Origin of the sequence: Nonomuraea polychroma (assembly GCF_004011505.1) — a bacterium.
In the GTDB taxonomy this organism is placed as follows: domain Bacteria; phylum Actinomycetota; class Actinomycetes; order Streptosporangiales; family Streptosporangiaceae; genus Nonomuraea; species Nonomuraea polychroma.
In genome coordinates, this window is the sequence record NZ_SAUN01000001.1 from 8,079,532 (window position 1) to 8,096,855 (window position 17,324).

Annotated in this window: 17 protein-coding genes and 1 tRNA gene; 2 read left to right on the plus strand and 16 right to left on the minus strand. The window is 68.7% G+C overall.

Annotated elements, in window-relative coordinates; translation table 11 throughout:
* Nucleotides 1-42: 42 nt before the first annotated feature.
* From EDD27_RS36785 to EDD27_RS36860, 16 genes are all read right to left on the minus strand, one after another.
* The gene (locus tag EDD27_RS36785) at nt 43-276 is read right to left on the minus strand and encodes a DUF4287 domain-containing protein (protein ID WP_127936493.1); all 234 of its coding nucleotides are present in this window, start codon (nt 274-276) and stop codon (nt 43-45) included.
* A gap of 168 nt (nt 277-444) precedes the next feature.
* Nucleotides 445-1,236 carry a Bax inhibitor-1/YccA family protein gene (locus EDD27_RS36790; RefSeq protein WP_127936494.1) on the minus strand — a complete coding sequence of 264 codons (792 nt, stop codon included), beginning with the start codon at nt 1,234-1,236 and terminating at the stop codon, nt 445-447.
* A 171-nt stretch (nt 1,237-1,407) separates the two neighbouring features.
* Nucleotides 1,408-1,480 (minus strand) — tRNA-Leu (locus EDD27_RS36795).
* 49 nt (nt 1,481-1,529) lie between these two features.
* Nucleotides 1,530-2,105: a peptide deformylase gene (locus EDD27_RS36800; protein WP_338324680.1), complete on the minus strand. Its 576-nt coding sequence runs from the start codon at nt 2,103-2,105 to the stop codon at nt 1,530-1,532.
* A 71-nt stretch (nt 2,106-2,176) separates the two neighbouring features.
* On the minus strand, nt 2,177-2,689 hold the full coding sequence (locus tag EDD27_RS36805) for a glycine cleavage system transcriptional repressor (RefSeq protein WP_127936495.1): 513 nt from the start codon (nt 2,687-2,689) through the stop codon (nt 2,177-2,179).
* 78 nt (nt 2,690-2,767) lie between these two features.
* Nucleotides 2,768-4,084, minus strand: coding sequence for an NAD(P)/FAD-dependent oxidoreductase (locus EDD27_RS36810; RefSeq protein WP_127936496.1), 1,317 nt, complete (start codon nt 4,082-4,084; stop codon nt 2,768-2,770).
* Between the two features lie 95 nt (nt 4,085-4,179).
* Complete coding sequence (locus EDD27_RS36815) at nt 4,180-4,974, minus strand: uracil-DNA glycosylase (RefSeq protein WP_127936497.1); 795 nt, start codon at nt 4,972-4,974, stop codon at nt 4,180-4,182.
* Between the two features lie 112 nt (nt 4,975-5,086).
* The gene (locus tag EDD27_RS36820; protein ID WP_127936498.1) at nt 5,087-6,238 is read right to left on the minus strand and encodes a hypothetical protein; all 1,152 of its coding nucleotides are present in this window, start codon (nt 6,236-6,238) and stop codon (nt 5,087-5,089) included.
* A 172-nt stretch (nt 6,239-6,410) separates the two neighbouring features.
* Nucleotides 6,411-7,358: a Ppx/GppA phosphatase family protein gene (locus EDD27_RS36825; protein WP_127936499.1), complete on the minus strand. Its 948-nt coding sequence runs from the start codon at nt 7,356-7,358 to the stop codon at nt 6,411-6,413.
* On the minus strand, nt 7,349-7,837 hold the full coding sequence (locus EDD27_RS36830; RefSeq protein ID WP_127936500.1) for a DUF501 domain-containing protein: 489 nt from the start codon (nt 7,835-7,837) through the stop codon (nt 7,349-7,351). The genes EDD27_RS36825 and EDD27_RS36830 overlap by 10 nt, the downstream gene beginning before the upstream one ends.
* Entirely contained in the window at nt 7,827-8,243 is a 417-nt protein-coding gene (locus EDD27_RS36835) for an FtsB family cell division protein (protein WP_127936501.1), read from the minus strand. The genes EDD27_RS36830 and EDD27_RS36835 overlap by 11 nt, the downstream gene beginning before the upstream one ends.
* 67 nt (nt 8,244-8,310) lie before the next feature.
* Nucleotides 8,311-9,588, minus strand: a complete 1,278-nt coding sequence (gene eno, locus EDD27_RS36840; RefSeq protein WP_127936502.1) for a phosphopyruvate hydratase — start codon at nt 9,586-9,588, stop codon at nt 8,311-8,313.
* A 126-nt stretch (nt 9,589-9,714) separates the two neighbouring features.
* Nucleotides 9,715-10,656, minus strand: coding sequence for a nucleoside triphosphate pyrophosphohydrolase (locus tag EDD27_RS36845; protein WP_127936503.1), 942 nt, complete (start codon nt 10,654-10,656; stop codon nt 9,715-9,717).
* 6 nt (nt 10,657-10,662) lie between these two features.
* A complete protein-coding gene (locus EDD27_RS36850; RefSeq protein ID WP_127936504.1) occupies nt 10,663-11,265 on the minus strand; it encodes a SurA N-terminal domain-containing protein in 603 nt (200 codons plus the stop codon).
* 30 nt (nt 11,266-11,295) lie between these two features.
* Complete coding sequence (gene mfd, locus EDD27_RS36855) at nt 11,296-14,784, minus strand: transcription-repair coupling factor (protein WP_127936505.1); 3,489 nt, start codon at nt 14,782-14,784, stop codon at nt 11,296-11,298.
* A gap of 94 nt (nt 14,785-14,878) precedes the next feature.
* Entirely contained in the window at nt 14,879-15,241 is a 363-nt protein-coding gene (locus EDD27_RS36860) for a cupin domain-containing protein (RefSeq protein WP_127936506.1), read from the minus strand.
* A 61-nt stretch (nt 15,242-15,302) separates the two neighbouring features.
* Between EDD27_RS36860 and EDD27_RS36865 the strand changes: the two genes are divergently transcribed.
* Together EDD27_RS36865 and cysC are read left to right on the plus strand one after the other, a co-directional pair.
* Entirely contained in the window at nt 15,303-16,022 is a 720-nt protein-coding gene (locus tag EDD27_RS36865) for a class I SAM-dependent methyltransferase (RefSeq protein WP_127936507.1), read from the plus strand.
* A gap of 71 nt (nt 16,023-16,093) precedes the next feature.
* Nucleotides 16,094-17,308: an adenylyl-sulfate kinase gene (cysC, locus tag EDD27_RS36870; RefSeq protein ID WP_127936508.1), complete on the plus strand. Its 1,215-nt coding sequence runs from the start codon at nt 16,094-16,096 to the stop codon at nt 17,306-17,308.
* The last annotated feature ends 16 nt before the right edge of the window (nt 17,309-17,324 follow it).

Sequence of the window (17,324 nt, forward strand, 5' to 3'; positions counted from 1 at the left end):
ACGCGCCCGCGCTTGGGACGCGGGCGCGGGGATGGATGGGCTTTAGATGAAGCCCATGCGGTTACGGCGCTGCCGCTCGTGCTCGAGGACGATCGCGGCGGCGTAGCCGTGGGTCAGCCCGTGCTCGTCGGCAAGCCAGTTGGCCCGCTCGTCGCACCGTAGGAAGCTCGGGCCGTTGTCAAGTGCTTGAAACCACTCTGGGAGTTCGCGTCCCGTGATGGCTGGGACCCTTGCGATGAGCTTCGTCTGCATCTCCGGTGAGTGGTTCAAGGACATGGGCACCTCCGCGGATAACGGTCCTTTGCTTGACAGTGCAACACGTCCGTCCGAATAGCAAGCCCCTAACCAGGCATCATTTCGTGACGGCACGTAGATTTTCGGTCGCACAAAGAGAGGGCCCCGCCTGAACGGCGAGGCCCACCCGGGTGACGCTGGTGCTAACGATCAGTCACTATTGCTGAAATAGCTCATGAAGCGGAGCACCTCGAGGTAGATCCACACGAGGCTCAGCGTCAGCCCGAACGCGCACTGCCACGCGAACTTCTCCGGAGCGCCCTGCTTGACCCCCTGCTCGATCGAGTCGAAGTCGAGCAGCAGGAAGAAGCAGCCGATCAGGATCATCACGATGCTGAAGACCCAGCCGATCGGGCTGTCGGTGCGAAGGCCGAGGCCGACGCCGTTGAACAGGCCGACGACCACGTTGACGAGCACGAGCCCGACCGCCGCGATGGCTGCGGCGAGGCCGTACTTCACCAGCTTCGGGGTGACGCGGATCACGCGGAGCGAGTAGACAGTCAGCACGGCGCCGAAGGCGAAGGCCGTGCCCAACACCGCCTGCAGGACGATGCCGCTGATTGCGCCTTCGAAGACAGAGCTGATCTTGCCGAGGAACACGCCCTCGAACACCGCGTACCCCAGGATCAGCGCGGGGTTGGTGCTCTGCGTGAACGCGGCGATCAGGCCCAGGATCATCGCGACGATGGCGGCGCCGATGGCGACCATGGGTGGCACGTTGAGCACCCATGCCGCCGCGGCAGCCAGCACGAGTGCGCCAAGGGTCAGGAACCCGCGCACCACTACGTCGTCGAGGGTCATGGTCCGGTATGCGGGCCGGCTCGGGGGTGCGTACGACGGGGCGTCGTACATGTTCTGCAGCTGGTCGGGAGACGGGGCGGGTCCTGCCCAACCGCCCGCCTGCTGGCGTGACCTGCTGAATACGGGGTTCTTGCTCTCCATCGCTGCCTCCTGTGACACCGAGCCTAAGGGGCCCGGTGGCACCTTGGTCAACTCGCGCTCAGATCGATGTCCATTTGGGACGTCGGCAGCGTTGACAACGAACGTGGCCACCGGAGAGTTCCCAAGGTCATGCAGGCTACGGAAAACGCATTTCCAATGGTAGAAGGCAGGTGCCCCCGGCGGGATTCGAACCCGCACTACAACCCTTTTAAGGGGTTTGCCTCTGCCATTGGGCTACGGGGGCGCCGCAATCATACGAAACGGACCATGCTTCCGAGGAGCACAACTTCGCATCAGGCGTCACAACTGTGAAGTCTGCGGTGAAGCGATAGGGCTCCTGGCACTCTGTCCAAGAAGAGTAGACCGTCCAGATGGTCCAGTTGGTGCTGAATGCAACGGGCTTCGAAGGCATCAGCCTCGATGGTGACTGCTTCGCCGGTGCCTGGCAAATGCCCATGTACGGTGATACGCGTAGCTCGCAGGACGTCAGCTGTGAGCCCCGGGATCGACGCGCACCCCTCCCGGCCGTGATCCCAGTGGGACGCTCTCGCGAGGCGTGGATTGGCCACCACGAGCTCTCCAGCCGACGATCGGCCCCGAGGGTGCACCCGGGTGTCAAAGGCGATCAGACGCAGTCTCAGGCCGATCTGAGAGGCCGCCAGGCCGGTTGTGGACGACTCGTGGCGAAGGGTGGCCAGCAGATCGGCGGCGGCCGCCACGACAACAGGATCCGTCGGGTCCACCGGCTCGGCCACGGAGGACAGGAGGGGGTGCGGAGCGGTGAGCACCTCCCGCGGAGTCCCGTGTCTAATGGCTCGCTCACTCCGCTCGCTGCTGCGTCTGATGGTCTGCTTGCTCCGCTCATTCACAACAGGCCCGGTTCGACTGACCCACTACAGGTCCGGTTCGGCTCACTCACTACAGGTCCGGTTCAACTCGCTTACAACAGGTCCGGTTCGACGGGGCGGAAGGTGATCTCCGAGTCGAGGCTGGCGCCGACGGCCGCCAGCCTGCGCATGAGCGCCGCCACGTCCACCTCCTTCGGCAGCTCGACGTCGGCGATGAGCACATAGAGCCGCCCGGTGAGCCTGGTGCTCATCCCGGTGATGTTCCCGCCGTCCGCGGCAAGCACGGCGCTGATGGCGGAGATGATCCCGGGCCGGTCGGGTCCGTGCACGGTCAGTACGTAGCCGAGCCCGCCCCCGTCCTCGCAGAAGTGGCGCCTGGCCTCGATGGCCGAGGCGGTCACCACCAGATCGGGCGCCCGCAGCCGCTTGAGCAACTCGGCGGAGTCCAGGTCGCCGGAGACCAGGAGCATCATCGCCACATGGCCGCCGAGCAGCGTCATGGTCGAGTCCTGGATGTTCGCCCCGCAGTCGGCGAGCGAACCGGTGACTGCGGCGATCACGCCGGGCCTGTCCACGCCGAGCACGGTCACCGCTGAGAGCCCCACCCGTGCTACCCCTTCCGCTTGCTGCCAGGGGCGCCGAGACGCCCCGGCGACGATCACCGGGGCGCTGCCGTACCCGGGCTAGCGGCGCATCGTCGCGACGGCGGCCCTGAAGTCCTCGCGCGGGTGCTCCATCTCACCCAGCGAGATCGTCTCTCGCTTGAAGAACAGAGCCAGGGTCCAATCGACGACGACACGGACCTTGCGGTTCAGCGTCGGCACCCGCGACAGATGGTAGGTGCGGTGCATGAACCATGCAGGGAATCCGCGAAGCTTGACGCCATAGACATTGGCGACGCCCTGGTGCAGGCCCAATCCGGCAACCGATCCGACATACTTGTGCCGGTATTCGACCAGTTGCTGCCCGCGCAGGTGCCGGATGATGTTGTCGGCCAGGACCTTGGCCTGCCGGACCGCGTGCTGGGCGTTGGGCGCGCAGTATTGTCCGGGGTTCGTCACGTCGGGCACACCCGCGGCGTCGCCGGCGGCGAAGGCGTCGCGTGTGCCCGCGACGGTGAGCATGGTGGTGGTCTTGATGCGGCCGCGCTCGTCGAGAGGCAGGTCGCTGTCCTTCACCACCGGGCTGGGCTTGACGCCGGCGGTCCACACGAGGGTCTCGGCGTCGAACTCCGAGCCGTCGGAGAGCACCACGCGCCCGCCTTCGCACGACTCGAGCCGGGTCTCGAGCTTGACGTCGATGCCGCGCTCGCGCAGCTGCTCCAGCGTCCACTTGCCCATCTCGGGGCCCACCTCGGGCAGCACCCGGTTCGTGGCCTCGACGAGCACCCAGCGCAGGTCGGAGGGCTCGATGTTGCGGTAGTAGCGCACCGAGTCCTTGGCCATGTCCTCGAGCTCGGCGAGCGCCTCCACGCCGGCGAAGCCCGCGCCGACCACGACAAAGGTGAGCGCCCTGCGCTTCACCTCGGGGTCGTCGGTCGACTCGGCGACGTCGAGCAGGTGCAGCACGCGGTTGCGCAGCGCGATGGCCTCGCCCACGGTCTTGAAGCCGATGCCGATGTCGGTCAGGCCGGGGATGGGCAGCGTCCGGGAGATGGATCCGGCGGCCATCACGATCACGTCGTAGGCCACCTGGCGCGGCTCACCCTCGGCCGGCTGGAAGGTGACCGTGCGCTCGGCGTGGTCGATCTTGGTGACCATGCCGTTGAGAATGCGTGCCTTGGGCAGGATCCGCCGCAGCGGGGCCACCAGGTGCCGGGGGGACAGGTTACCCGCCGCCGCCTCAGGCAAGAAGGGCTGGTAGGTCATGTAGGACTGGGGGTCGATGATCGTGATGCGCACCTCGCCACCGCGAAGCTCGCGATGGAGCTTGCGCTGCAGCCGGAGCGCTGTGTACAGGCCGACGTATCCGCCGCCGACGATCAATATGTGCTTGTTCATCCTGAGGCCCCATCCCTCGTGGAATGCTTGTGAAAGCATTCACAAGCTTACGTCAAGCACTCTCGATGAATCCAATCCGGGCGTGGTGCAACGCGTCACACAGCCAGTGACCTGGCCCTGGTGAAGACGTCGTCCAGCATTTGGGCGGTGACGCGGCCGGTGAACGTGTTCTGCTGGCTCGGGTGGTAGCAGCCGATCAAGGTGACGGGGGCTCCGGCGTACCGGACCTCGGCCTCGACGCCGTGCCGGAACGGCGGCCGGCTGCGCGGCAGCTCGTAGCCCGCGTCCTTCAGCGCCGGCCACATGGCCTGCCAGGCGTACCCGCCGAGCGCCACAACCACCCGCACGGTCGGCGCGACCAGCGCCAGCTCGCGGGCCATCCACGGGAAGCAGGCGCCCTTCTCCGACGGAGTCGGTTTGTTGGCGGGCGGTGCGCAGCGCACCGAGGCCAGCACGCGGGCGCCGAGGAGCCTCTGCCCGTCGTCGGCGTGCGTGCTGGTCTCCTGCGCCGCCAGGCCGCTGCGGTACAGCGAGGCGAACAACCAGTCGCCGCTGCGGTCTCCTGTGAAGATGCGCCCGGTCCTGTTTCCCCCGTGCGCGGCCGGGGCGAGGCCGACCAGCACGATCCGCGGATGCTCGTCGCCCCAGCCGGGAACCGGACGGCCCCAGTACGTCTCGTCAGCGAACGCGCGCCGCTTCTCGTCGGCGACCTTCTCCCGCCATTCCACCAGACGGGGACAGGCCCGGCAGACCGACTGCCTGGCCGTGAGCTCCGCGAGCGTACTGCTGTCGGCGGCGAGGCGGCGCACGTCCGCGGGGTCCAGCGCGACCGGGGTGTCAGGGGTCGCCGGGTCGCCCGGCCAGCCGGTGCCAGGAGGTACGAAGCTCATGACACCGATGGTGCCCGATCGCTCGGAATGCGTCGGACGCGGCGTGGCGCGGCAACAAAAAACCGGGTGACGCGCTGAAGCGCCACCCGGTTGTTACTCGGTCAGACCCTCGTCACGCGCTCGGCGTGGCAGACGGGGTCGAGGCGGGAGCCGGGCAGGTCTCCGAGAAGGAGGTGACACCCGACCTCGCGTCGTTCGGGCTGATGACGACGAGCTCAATGGTGCCCTTCGTCTCGTTGGAGTTGTGCGTTCCGCCGACACCCCAGAGCACGTCGACACTGCCGGTGAACGTACGCTCCAGCGTGTTGTGGTCACGGACGCCGTTGACCACCCAGTAGTACTTCACGGTGGTGGGGCCGGTGCTGGTCAGCGTGGCCTTGAAGTCCACGCCGGGGCCGCGGCCGTCCGCGCACATGTCGAGCCTCTTGCCGGAGACCGACACTCCGGAAACCGAGACCTTAGGAGCCGGAGCGGGAGCCGGGTCCTTGCACCAGACCTTGTAGTAGGCCCGGTTCGAGCTGGCGTTGTCGGGGCCGAAGACCTCGAGCTGCGCCCACCCGCGCTGGCTGTGACGCGGCGAGATGCCGAAGCCCACCTTGCGGGCGTCGTAGACCTTGACCTTGCCGTAGTCGACCACGTCACCGTTGAGCACCCAGCGGTACTTGACCCAGCTCGGCCGGTCGACCTTGATCAGACCGACGAAGTCGATCTTGTCGCCCGGGGTGCAGGGACCGACGTACGAGCTCGGGCTGGCCCAAGCGTGGGCCGAGACCGTCACGTCCAGGTGCGTACGCCAGTCGTCGCCCCTGGGCTCCTCGGCCGGCTTCTCACAGGAGACGGAGAAGTAGCCCTTCTTCGACGTGTACTTCTTCGGGCCAAGGACCTGAACGGCCTCCCAGCCCTTGACGTCTTCCTTGAAGGTGATGGACTGCTTGACCGTCACCGTCTTGGTGCCCTTGCCCTTGAGCTTGATCACGTTGACCTTGCCCTTGGACCCGTCACCGTGCAGCCAGCGGTAGGCCAGCTCGGTCTTGCCCTTGACGGACACCTTGATCTTGGCCGAGAAGTTGACCTTGACGGGGCAAGATCCTTCGTACTTGCTCGGGGTGGCCTTGGGCGCGGTCGCCGAGACCTTCGGCCCGCCCTTGGTCGCGGTCGCCGCCTGCGCGGGGCTGGCCACCAGGCCCGCGGTCAGAGCGGCCAGCACGGCGGCGGACGCGCCGAAGGCGGCCACCTTGCGCGCTGCTAACCCAGCGAACTTCATGTGAGAGTGCTCCATTCCGTGAGGGAAAAGACACGCTCGGGAACGGTCGCCACGCCGGTACCTTCCGTACACAGCAATATGGCAAAGCCCCCGTAATGCCCCTTTACCTAAGCACAATAATGATTGCACACTCAACACAGCTCTAGATCGGAAATGTCCAGATCTAGCGACGCTATCGGCTCACCGACCAGGCAATACCGTCAAGGATGTCGTGCTCGCTTACCACGACCTGCGAAAACGCGAAACGGCGGACGATCCGGTCGAGAATTAGCGCACCGGCGCCAATCACATCGACTCTTCCCGGGTGCATGACCGGAACGGCGGCGCGCTCACCATGGGTCATCGCCAGGAGCCGTCGCGTCACGTCGTGGACCTGCTGGGCCGATATGCGGGAGTGGTGGATGCGCGCCGGGTCGTAGGCCGGCAGATCCAGCGCCACTCCCGCGACGGTCGTCACCGAACCGGCCAGGCCCACCAGCGTGTGCGCCCGCTGGACCGGCACCTCCGCCTCGACCCGGTCGAGCGCCGCTTCGATGTCGGCGACCACGGCCTCCAGCGCGGGCGCGGACGGCGGGTCGCCGGCGTCCTTGAGGTGCCGCTCGGTCAGGCGTACGCAGCCGATGTCCACCGACAACGCCGCCTCGGCATGCTCAGAGCCGAGCACGAACTCCGTGGACCCGCCGCCGATGTCCACCACCAGGTAAGGAGGCAGCGGTCCCTGCGGGACCTCGGTCTCGGGCGAGAGCCTGAGCAGGCCCTTGGTCGCGCCGACGAAGGACAACTCGGCTTCCTCGGCGCCCGACACGACCTCCGGCTCCACGCCGAAGATCTCGCGCACTCCGTCCACGAACTCGTGCCTGTTGGCCGCGTCCCTGGTGGCGCTCGTGGCCACGACGCGGGTCGCGACGGCGCCGTGCCGCTCGATCAGCTCGCGGTAGGCCCGCATGGCCTTGAACGTCCGCTCCAGCGCGTCAGGGGCGAGCCTGCCGGTCCGGTCGACGCCCTGGCCGAGGCGGACGATCTCCATCCGCCGCTCGACGTCGTCGATCAGCTCGTCGCCGACGTCGGCGATGAGCAGGCGTACGGAGTTGGTGCCGCAGTCGACGGCGGCTACACGCATGGTCCGTCACTCCACCAATCGGGGAGGGCGTCGAGCGCCTCCCTGCCGAACGGGTTGACCCCGGGCGCCGCCAGCTCGTGCGCGACGAGCGCGTGCAGGCACTTGACCCGCTGCGGCATGCCGCCCGTGCTCTGCATGTCACGCGGCAGCGGCTCCAGGCCCTCCTCCTGCGCCGCCTCGTCCCGCCTGGCCACGTAGTCGTCGTGCGCGGCCTGGTAGGCGGCGGCCAGGTCGGGCTCGGTGGCCAGCCTGGCCTGCATCTCCCGCATCAGGCCCGAGCCCTCGAGAGTGCCGATGGCCGAGGCCGCCTTGGGGCAGGTCAGGTAGTAGAGGGTCGGGAAGGGCGAGCCGTCGGGCAGTCGCGGCGCGGTCTCCACCACGTCGGGGTTGCCGCACGGGCAGCGGTGCGCCACCCGGCGCAGCCCTCGGGGCGGCCGCCCGAGCTGCTGCCGCACGACCTCGACATCTTTACTGTCCAACAGTTTCCTTCCCCGTGACGGCCCTGCGTCCGGTGCCCTTGTCGGCGGCCTCCACGGACTCCCAGAGCGTCTGGTACCACGGCGGCACCGCCGCCGGTTGTTTCACGGCCGTCTGCTGCTTGCCCTGCTCGGGCTCCATCACCACGAAGCACTTCTCGCCGGGACCGCAGTAATGCAGCCGCTCCTTGGCCGTCTTCTTGATCCAGTTGGGGTCGTTGCTCTGCCGGTCGCGCGCCAGCAACGCCTGCTTCTCCGCCTCGACCCTGGCCTTCTCCGCCCGCAGCTCGGAGATGCTGCGGCGCAGGCTGATGTACTCGCGCACCGGGTAGGCCAGGCTCATCGCGATCGCGCACACCACGACGGCCAGGATGGCGGCCCGCCCGGTCAGCTGCGGTCTCTTCGCCACGTGCTGCACACCCCCTCAAGTACGGGCTCACGGCCGAATTTGGACAACCGCGAGCCCGTACTCGAAACTAGCGCCGGAAACGCGGGAAAGCGGCGCGACCCGCGTAACGGGCGGCGTCGTCGAGGAGCTCCTCGATGCGCAGCAGCTGGTTGTACTTCGCCACGCGGTCCGAGCGGGCCGGCGCGCCGGTCTTGATCTGGCCGCAGTTGACCGCCACCGCGAGGTCGGCGATCGTCGTGTCCTCGGTCTCGCCGGAGCGGTGGCTCATCATGCACTTGTAGCCGCTGCGGTGGGCCAGGTCCACGGCGTCGAGCGTCTCCGACAACGTGCCGATCTGGTTGACCTTGACCAGCAGGGCGTTGGCCGCGCCCTCCTTGATGCCGCGCTCCAGCCGCTCGGGGTTGGTGACGAACAGGTCATCACCGACGAGCTGCACCTTGTCGCCGAGCGAGGCGGTGATGGCCTTCCAGCCCTCCCAGTCCTCCTCGTTGAGCGGGTCCTCGATGGAGACCAGCGGGTAGTTGGCGACCAGGTCCTCGTAGAAGGCGATGAGCTCGGTGGCCGACAGGCCCTTGCCGTCGATCGTGTAGACGCCGTCGTTGTGGAACTCGGAGGCGGCCACGTCGAGCGCGAGCGCGATGTCCTCACCGGGCACGTAGCCGGCCCGCTCGATGGCGACGAGGATCAGGTCGAGCGCGTCGCGGTTGGACGGCAGGTTGGGCGCGAAGCCACCCTCGTCGCCCAGGCCCGTGGCGTAGCCCTTCTCCTTGAGCACGCTCTTGAGCGCATGGTAGACCTCGGTCCCCATGCGCACGGCCTCCCGGAACGTCTCCGCCCCGATCGGCGCGATCATGAACTCCTGGATGTCGACGTTGGTGTCGGCGTGGGCGCCGCCGTTGAGGATGTTCATCATCGGGACCGGCAGCACGTGCGCGTTGGGTCCGCCCACGTAGCGGAAGAGCGGCAGGTCGGCGCTGTCCGCGGCGGCCTTGGCCACGGCCAGGGAGACGCCCAGGATGGCGTTGGCGCCGAGGTTGGCCTTGTTGGGCGTGCGGTCCAGGTCGATCATGATCTGGTCGATGATGCGCTGGTCCTCGGCCTCGATGCCGTTGATCTCCTCGAAGATCTGGTCGGTCACGGCGAGCACGGCCTTCTCCACGCCCTTGCCGCCGTAACGCTTGCCGCCGTCACGCAGCTCGACCGCCTCGAACTGGCCGGTGGACGCCCCGCTCGGCACGGCCGCGCGGCCGGTGCTGCCGTCGTCGAGGACCACTTCGACCTCGACGGTCGGGTTGCCCCGCGAGTCGAGGATCTCGCGAGCGTAAACGACCTCGATGGTAGCCACGGGATGCGCTCCTAAATCGAAAGGCAATATGCCTTCAGAGCCTATCGGTCCCCGTCTCCCAGGCACGTACGCGGTCACCGCCTCGCGTATCCTCGCGGGGACTTCGTCGCGGTGGTACCCGCCGTATTAGTGCTTCTCCCAGGCGCGCACTCGTGCGCTGTACGCGCGGGCGGCGGCGCGCAGCTCGGCCTCGGCGTCGATTCCGGCGTCGCCGGCGCGGCGCACCAGGTCGAACAGCTCCCTCGCCACGCCCTGGCCGATCCCCGCGGACAGCGCCTCGGGCGCGCCGGCCCGCTCGGCCCTGCGCAGCAGCTGCGCGGCCAGCGACAGCGCCGGCTGCCCCATGGGCACGCCTTCGAGCGCCGACTCGCGTCCCTTGGACGCCCGCTCGGCCGCCTTGATCGCTTCCCAGTTGTCGTTGACCTCATCGGCGCTCTCGGCCCGCACCGACCCGAACACGTGCGGGTGGCGGCGCACCAGCTTCTCCACGATCCCGGCCGCCACGTCGTCCATGTCGAAGCCGTCGGCCACCCGGGCGTGGAAGACCACCTGCAGCAGCAGGTCGCCGAGCTCCTCGCGGAGCGCGGAATAGTCGCCCTGCTCGATGGTCTCCAGCACCTCGTAGGCCTCTTCGAGCAGGTACGGCACCAGCGACTCGTGGGTCTGCTTACGATCCCACGGGCATTCCGTGCGCAGCCGGTCCATCACCGCCACCAGGTCGAGCACCCGCGCACCCGGCAGGTCGTAAGAGCCCGGCACCACCTCGATCAACGGGGGCTCGTCGAGCGCGACCGCGGCGTGCCCCACGGCGCGCATGAACTCCTCGTCGGCCGCCTCGGACGTCGACGACGCCAGCCACACGACGGTCTCGCCGACCGCCCGCCTGGCCAGCCCGTGCGGGTCGGGCTCGACGACCTCGACCTCGACTCCGGCCTCGGCCAGGTAGGGCAGCTGCGGGTGATCGGCCGCGGCGGTCAGCACGGGACCGGTGCGCAGGACCTGCCAGGCCTGATGGCTGAGCAGCCCCGGGGCGATCCTGGGCGACGTGGTGACGACGATCAGCGGCACGACGAGCTAGCCCTGCGCCTGTGTCGCCGGCTGCTGCGGCTGCACGGTGAGCTTGCCGAACCTGCCGGTGTCGATGAAGATCCCCGGGTTCTCCTGCGAGCGCTCCGGATTGAAGGTGCCGTAGCGGGGGTTGAGCACCGGCTTGATCGAGCCGAACTCCTGGGCCAGCTTCTGGTCGTTGCCGAACTGCTTCTGCAGTTTGGACAGCCCGACCATGGCCCTGCCGTAGTCCCGCGCGTCGCTCGGCGCCACGCCGGCGGCCAGCAGGTTGATCTGGGCCGACTGGTACTGGCCCGGGTCCTTGAGCATGGCGTCGACTTCCGTCTCGGTCGCCTGCACCTTGTAGCGCGCCATGAGCTGCTTGATGACGGCGACGTTGATCAGGCGCTGCAGCACGACGTGGCTGACCGGCACGCCGCCGAGGGCCTCCTCGGTCAGCTTGGCCTGCTTCAGCGCCGACTTGTACGCCTCGGAGTCCGCGTTGACCTTGCTCGTCGTGATGCGCTCGTTCCCGACCACGGCCGCGGCTCCGGCCTGCATGGGGGAAGAGCAGGCGGTCAGGGCGATGCCCACCGCCGCGGCGGCCACAGCCACTCGTATCGACTTCACGTACGTCCCTTTCCGACCGAAAAACCGCCGCTAGCTTACCCGTGCGGGCTCGAGGAACATCGCCTCGACCAGGTCGCCGCACCATTTGAGTAGTTCGAGATCGCGCAGCGGCTGCCCGCCCAGCGGCTTGGTCTTGGGCATCGGCACCAGCAGCGTCTCCGCGGCCTGCTTGTAGATGGCCTTCTTGTAGAGCCGGTCCAGCCGCACCTGCTGCGACTCCTTCAGCCTGGCCGGGCCGAACTTGATGTTCTGCCCTTGCAGCGTGACGTCCGTGAGCCCGGCTCGCCTGGCCTTGATCCGGAACTTGGCCACCGCCAGCAGGTTTTCCACCTCCACCGGCGGCTTGCCGTAGCGGTCGGTGAGCTCCTCGCGCACCTCGTCGATGTCGCTCTCCCCGGCGATGGCCGCGATCCGCTTGTACGCCTCCAGCCGCAGCCGCTCCGAGGTGACGTAGTCGTGCGGGATGTGGGCGTTGATCGGCAGCTCGACCTTGACGTCCTGCACCTCTTCGTGCACTTCCTTGCCGTCGAGCTTGGCCTTCTGCTCCTGCACGGCCTCGGCCATCAGCCGGACGTACAGGTCGAAGCCGACGCCCGCGATGAAGCCGGACTGCTCGGCGCCGAGCACGTTGCCCGCGCCGCGGATCTCCAGGTCCTTCATCGCGACGTACATGCCCGCACCCATCTCGGTGTGCTGCGAAATGGTGGCGAGCCGCTCGTGCGCGGTCTCGGTCAGCGGCTTCTCCGGCGGATAGAGGAAGTACGCGTACCCGCGCTCCCTGCCTCGCCCGACCCGGCCCCTGAGCTGGTGCAGCTGCGACAGGCCGTAGCTGTCGGCGCGGTCCACGATCAGCGTGTTGGCGTTGGGCACGTCGAGGCCGGACTCGACGATCGTGGTGCAGACGAGCAGGTCGTATTCGCGCTCCCAGAAGCCCACCATGATCTTCTCGAGCTGGTGCTCGTTCATCTGCCCGTGCGCCACCGCGATGCGCGCCTCGGGGACCAGCTCGCGCAGCCGCGCGGCGACGCGGTTGATCGAGGCCACCCGGTTGTGCACGAAGAAGATCTGCCCGTCGCGCATCAGCTCGCGCCGGATCGCGGCGCCGATCTGCTTCTCCTCGTACGGCCCCACGAACGTGAGGATCGGGTGCCGCTCCTCCGGCGGCGTGAGGATCGTGGACATCTCGCGGATGCCGGTCAGGCCCATCTCCATCGTGCGCGGGATCGGCGTGGCCGACATGGCCAGCACGTCCACCTGCGTGCGCAGGTGCTTCATGGCCTCCTTGTGCTCGACGCCGAACCGCTGCTCCTCGTCGATGATGATCAGTCCCAGGTCCTTGAAGCGCACCTCGGGGCTGAGCAGCCGGTGCGTGCCGATCACCACGTCCACCGCGCCCGCCCTGAGCCCTTCCAGTGTGGCCTTGACCTCGCCGTCGGTCTGGAAGCGGGAGACCGGCTTGAGCGTGACGGGGAAGCTGGAGAACCGCTCGGTGAACGTCGACATGTGCTGCTGCACCAGCAGCGTCGTCGGCACCAGCACCGCGACCTGCTTGCCGTCCTGCACCGCCTTGAACGCCGCCCGCACCGCGATCTCGGTCTTGCCGTAGCCCACGTCGCCGCAGATCAGGCGGTCCATCGGCACGCCGCGCTCCATGTCGCGCTTGACCTCGTCGATGGCCGCGAGCTGGTCGCCCGTCTCGGCATACGGGAAGGCGTCCTCCATCTCCCGCTGCCACGGCGAGTCCTCGCCGAACGCGTGGCCGGGCGAGGCCATGCGGGCCGAGTAGAGCCTGATCAGCTCGCCGGCGATCTCCTTGACCGCCTTCTTCGCCCGGGACTTGGCCTTGGCCCAGTCGGCGCCGCCCATGCGGTTGAGTGTGGGCGCCTCGCCACCGACGTAGCGGGTGACCTCGTCGAGCTGGTCGGTGGGCACGTAGAGGCGGTCGCCCTTGGCGTACTCGATGACGAGGTATTCGCGGGTGGCACCCTGCACCGTGCGCTGCACCATCTCGACGTAGCGGCCCACACCGTGCTGCTCGTGCACGACGTGGTCGCCGACCTTGAGCTGGAGGGGATCGACCATGTTGCGGCGGCGTGAGGGCAGACGCCGCATGTCCTTGGTGGACGCCTTCTGTCCGACGAGGTCCAGGTGGGTGAGCACGGCCAGGTTGGGTGTGATGAAGCCGTGCTCGATCAGGCCGGTCGTGACGTGCACGACCTTGGGCTCGGGCGCCTTGTCCAGGAACTGCTGGAGCCTGGCCGGCACGTCCACGCCCTTGAGCAGCTCCACCATGCGCTCGGCGGGCCCGTGGCCCTCGCTGAGCAGCACGACCGCCTTCTCGTCGGCCAGCCAGCCCTTGATGTCGGCCAGCGCCTTGGCCGTGTCGCCCCGGTAGGCCTCGGAGTCCTGCGCGTCCAGCTCCACCCCGCCGCCGAACGGCGCCATCGTCCACCACGGCTGCCCGAGCACGTCGGCGTGGTCGCGGATCTCCTCCAGCGAGCGGAACGCGGCCGCGCCGAGGTCGATCGGCGCCTCGCCGCCGGCCGCCGCGTTGATCCACGAGGCCTCCAGGAACTCCTGCGAGGTGCGTACGAGCTCCTCGGCCCGCCCCCTGATCCGCTCCGGATCGCACACGAACACGGCGGACCGGACCGGCAGGTGGTCGAGCAGCAGGTCCATCTCCCCCGCCAGCACCGGCGCGAACGCCTCCATGCCCTCCACGGACGTGCCGTCGGCGAGCTGGTCGAGCACCTCGGCCAGCGCAGGGTGCTCCTCGGCCAGCTCCCGCGCCTTGGCCCTGACCTCGTCGGTCAGCAGCAGCTCACGGCACGGCGGCGCGAACAACCCGTCCTCGGCCGCCTCCAGCGAGCGCTGGTCGGCCACCTTGAACCAGCGGATCTCCTCGACCGAGTCGCCCCAGAACTCCAGCCGCAGCGGATGCTCCTCGGTCGGCGGGAACACGTCGAGCAGCCCGCCGCGCACGGCCACCTCGCCGCGCCTCTCCACCATGTCCACCCGGTGGTAACCGTTGGTGACGAGCTGGTCCACCACGTCTTCGAGGTCGGCGTCGTCGCCCGCGCGCAACCTGATCGGCTCCAGGTCGCCGAGACCCTTCACGATCGGCTGCAGCAGCGCTCTGACCGGCGTCACGATCACGCTGAGCGGCCCGGCCGCGGCGTCGCCCTTGACCGGGTGCGCCAGCCTCCTGAGCACGGCCAGCCGCTGCCCCACGGTGTCGCTGCGCGGCGAGAGCCGCTCGTGCGGCAGCGTCTCCCACGCCGGGAACACCGCCACGGAATTGGGCTCGATGAGGCTGGTCAGCGCCGCGGCGAGGTCTTCGGCCTCGCGCCCGGTCGCGGTGATCGCGAGCACGGTCCGCTGGTCGTGCGCGGCCAGCGCGGCCACGCCGAACGGCCGCAGCGCGGACGGCGCGATCAGCGAGACGTCGCCGCCTTCTTCGAGAGCGGCGGTCAGCTTCGGGTCAGCGCGAACAAGGTCAAGCAGTCCGGAAAGACTCATCAGATACGCCCACAGCCCCAGATTGCGGCAACACGATTACCCCCGGCCGTCACAGGTCGCGGGGGTTTCCCTTCAAGGGTACTCGCCGCGAGCGTCAGCCGACCCTGTAACCAGGCACGGACGGCCAGCGCACGGTCAGGACGGTGGAGGCCTCCTCCGCCCGCCACGAATGGTCGACGCCCTTGCCCCACACCACGTAGTCGCCCGGCTCGGACAGCAGCACGCTGCGGCCCGGCAGCTCGACCCGGAACCGGCCGCTGATGAGCACGAGCAGAGCGGTGCGCTCCTCGCCCTTGACCCACTGGGCCCGCTCGTCGCCGGGCGGGTGCACGCCCCACTTGATCTCGACCTCGTCGCTGTGCCGCGGATCGCCGGGGGGTTTGAAGTGGCCGAGCAGCCAGCCACGGTCACCCGCCGCGTCCGCTGCCGCGTTCCCCACGTAGATGTGATCGCTCACAGACCGGACGCTAGCAGGGAAATCCCTTACGGAAACGGATCGAGTGACTACTGTAGGTGACATGTGCGAGGTTCGATCGGTCACCCATCGAGGCGATCTCTTCCATCAGCGGCTCCGTGAGCACTGGACCGGCCACTTCGGCAGACGGCTCGACGTGCTCGTCGCCGGCTGCGCCGACGCCCAGCCGCCGGTGCTGGAGCATATCGAGACCAGGGCCACCGGAGTCGACGAGGACCACCCGGCGATCAGGGTAGCGCTGGAGGAGCGGACGGACATGGTCGCCTGGACGCTGGGAGACCTGCGCAGCGTGCCGCTGCCGCCCAGGTCCTACGACGTGATCCAGCTGTCGTTCCTGCTGGAGAGGGTCAAGCACGCCGAGCTGATCTTCGACCGGCTCCTGCAGTCCCTGCGCCCGGGCGGGCTGATCCTGCTGCGCATGCGCGACCGCGGGTCGGCCTACGGCCTCCTCGACCGGATCACGCCCTCGTGGTTGCGCCGCCTGCTGTGGCGCTCCCTCGTCGACCCGGTCACACCGGGGCCGCTGCCCACGATCTACGAGCCGCTGACGTCGAGTGACGGCATACACGCGTTCTGTCTCAGCCGCGGCCTCATGATCACCGACGACGAGCGGAACGTGAGCGGCCCGGCGCGCGGAAGCAGGATCGCCTGCGCCGCGATCAGAGCTGTTGCCAATCTGACCAGCGGCCGCTACCCCGCATCCCATGACGAGATCACGATGGTGATCAGAAAGCCGCAGCACCACTTCGCCCGGATCATCTAGCGACACACCGACATCAGTGGGTAGACTCGCTTCCCTACCAATTCAATCGGAATAGTTGGGATGCAGGAAACGTGGAGTGGACCCCCGAGCCGCATGAGCTGGCCGACCTCGAGCTGCTGCTCTCCGGGGCGTTCGACCCGCTGACCGGATTCCTGGGCCACGACGATGTCCACACGGTGCACGAGCGAGGCACACTCGCCGACGGGACGCCATGGCCCGCGCCCGTCACGCTCCACCTGCCCGTCGAGGTCTTCCCCCGCGACGAGATCACTCTGCTGGACCCGGAGGGCCTGCCACTCGCCGTGCTCACGGTGACCGCGCAGGAGGCCGACGGGCTGACCTCGGGGCCCGTCAAGGCCCTCGGCACGCCGGAGCACGGACCGTTCGCCCGCCTGCGGCGTACCCCGGCCCAGGTGAAGGAAGAACTCGGGGGTTGTCCCGCGCTCGCCGTCACCATGCGGGGACCTCTCGACGATCTCTCCGAGATCGTCGCCACCGCGAAGGAACTCGACGCGGTGATCCTGCTCCTGGCCCTCTCGTACGGCGAGGCCGGCCCCGCGGTCGTCCGCGCCGCGCTCCGCGCCAAGGACCAGCTCCCCGATGGCGCGCTCGTCGTCTCCGTGCCCTTGGCCCCGCGCGCCGAACCCGAGATCGACCTCGAGCTGCGCGAGCACGTCGCCACCGCCTACGGCGCGACCGAGCACATCGCCGGGCCCGAGCCGGTGAGCATCCCCGGGCCGCCGCATCGGCGCGGGCTCGTGGTGTTCTTCACCGGCCTGTCCGGGTCGGGCAAGTCCACGATCGCCCGCGGCCTGCGTGACGCGCTGCTGGAGCTCGGCACCCGCACGGTGACCTACCTCGACGGGGACGTGGTGCGGCAGCTGCTGTCCAAGGGCCTGACGTTCTCCAAGAGCGACCGCGATCTCAACATCCGGCGCATCGGCTTCGTGGCCGCCGAAGCCGCCCGCCACGGCGGGCTGGCCATCTGCGCGCCCATCGCCCCCTATGCGGCCACCCGCGCGGAGGTGCGGGAGATGGTCGAGTCGGTCGGCGCCGACTTCCTGCTCGTGCACGTCGCGACGCCGCTGGAGGAGTGTGAGCGGCGCGACCGCAAGGGCCTGTACGCCAAGGCCCGCGCCGGCCTCATCCCCGAGTTCACCGGCATCTCCGACCCCTACGAGGAGCCGGACGACGCCGACCTGGTGATCGACACCACGCACATCACGATCGACGCGGCCGTCTCCCAGGTCTTGGGGACGCTGCGGTCTGGAGGCTGGATCCGTTGACGGAGCGAACCCGACG

Bases quoted from the DNA above. Each gene is read 5' to 3' on its own strand.
- EDD27_RS36785 (WP_127936493.1), bottom strand. From the start codon at position 276: ATGTCCTTGAACCACTCACCGGAGATGCAGACGAAGCTCATCGCAAGG.
- EDD27_RS36790 (WP_127936494.1), bottom strand. From the start codon at position 1,236: ATGGAGAGCAAGAACCCCGTATTCAGCAGGTCACGCCAGCAGGCGGGC.
- EDD27_RS36810 (WP_127936496.1), bottom strand. From the start codon at position 4,084: ATGAACAAGCACATATTGATCGTCGGCGGCGGATACGTCGGCCTGTAC.
- EDD27_RS36815 (WP_127936497.1), bottom strand. From the start codon at position 4,974: ATGAGCTTCGTACCTCCTGGCACCGGCTGGCCGGGCGACCCGGCGACC.
- EDD27_RS36820 (WP_127936498.1), bottom strand. From the start codon at position 6,238: ATGAAGTTCGCTGGGTTAGCAGCGCGCAAGGTGGCCGCCTTCGGCGCG.
- EDD27_RS36825 (WP_127936499.1), bottom strand. From the start codon at position 7,358: ATGCGTGTAGCCGCCGTCGACTGCGGCACCAACTCCGTACGCCTGCTC.
- mfd (WP_127936505.1), bottom strand. From the start codon at position 14,784: ATGAGTCTTTCCGGACTGCTTGACCTTGTTCGCGCTGACCCGAAGCTG.
- EDD27_RS36865 (WP_127936507.1), top strand. From the start codon at position 15,303: ATGTGCGAGGTTCGATCGGTCACCCATCGAGGCGATCTCTTCCATCAG.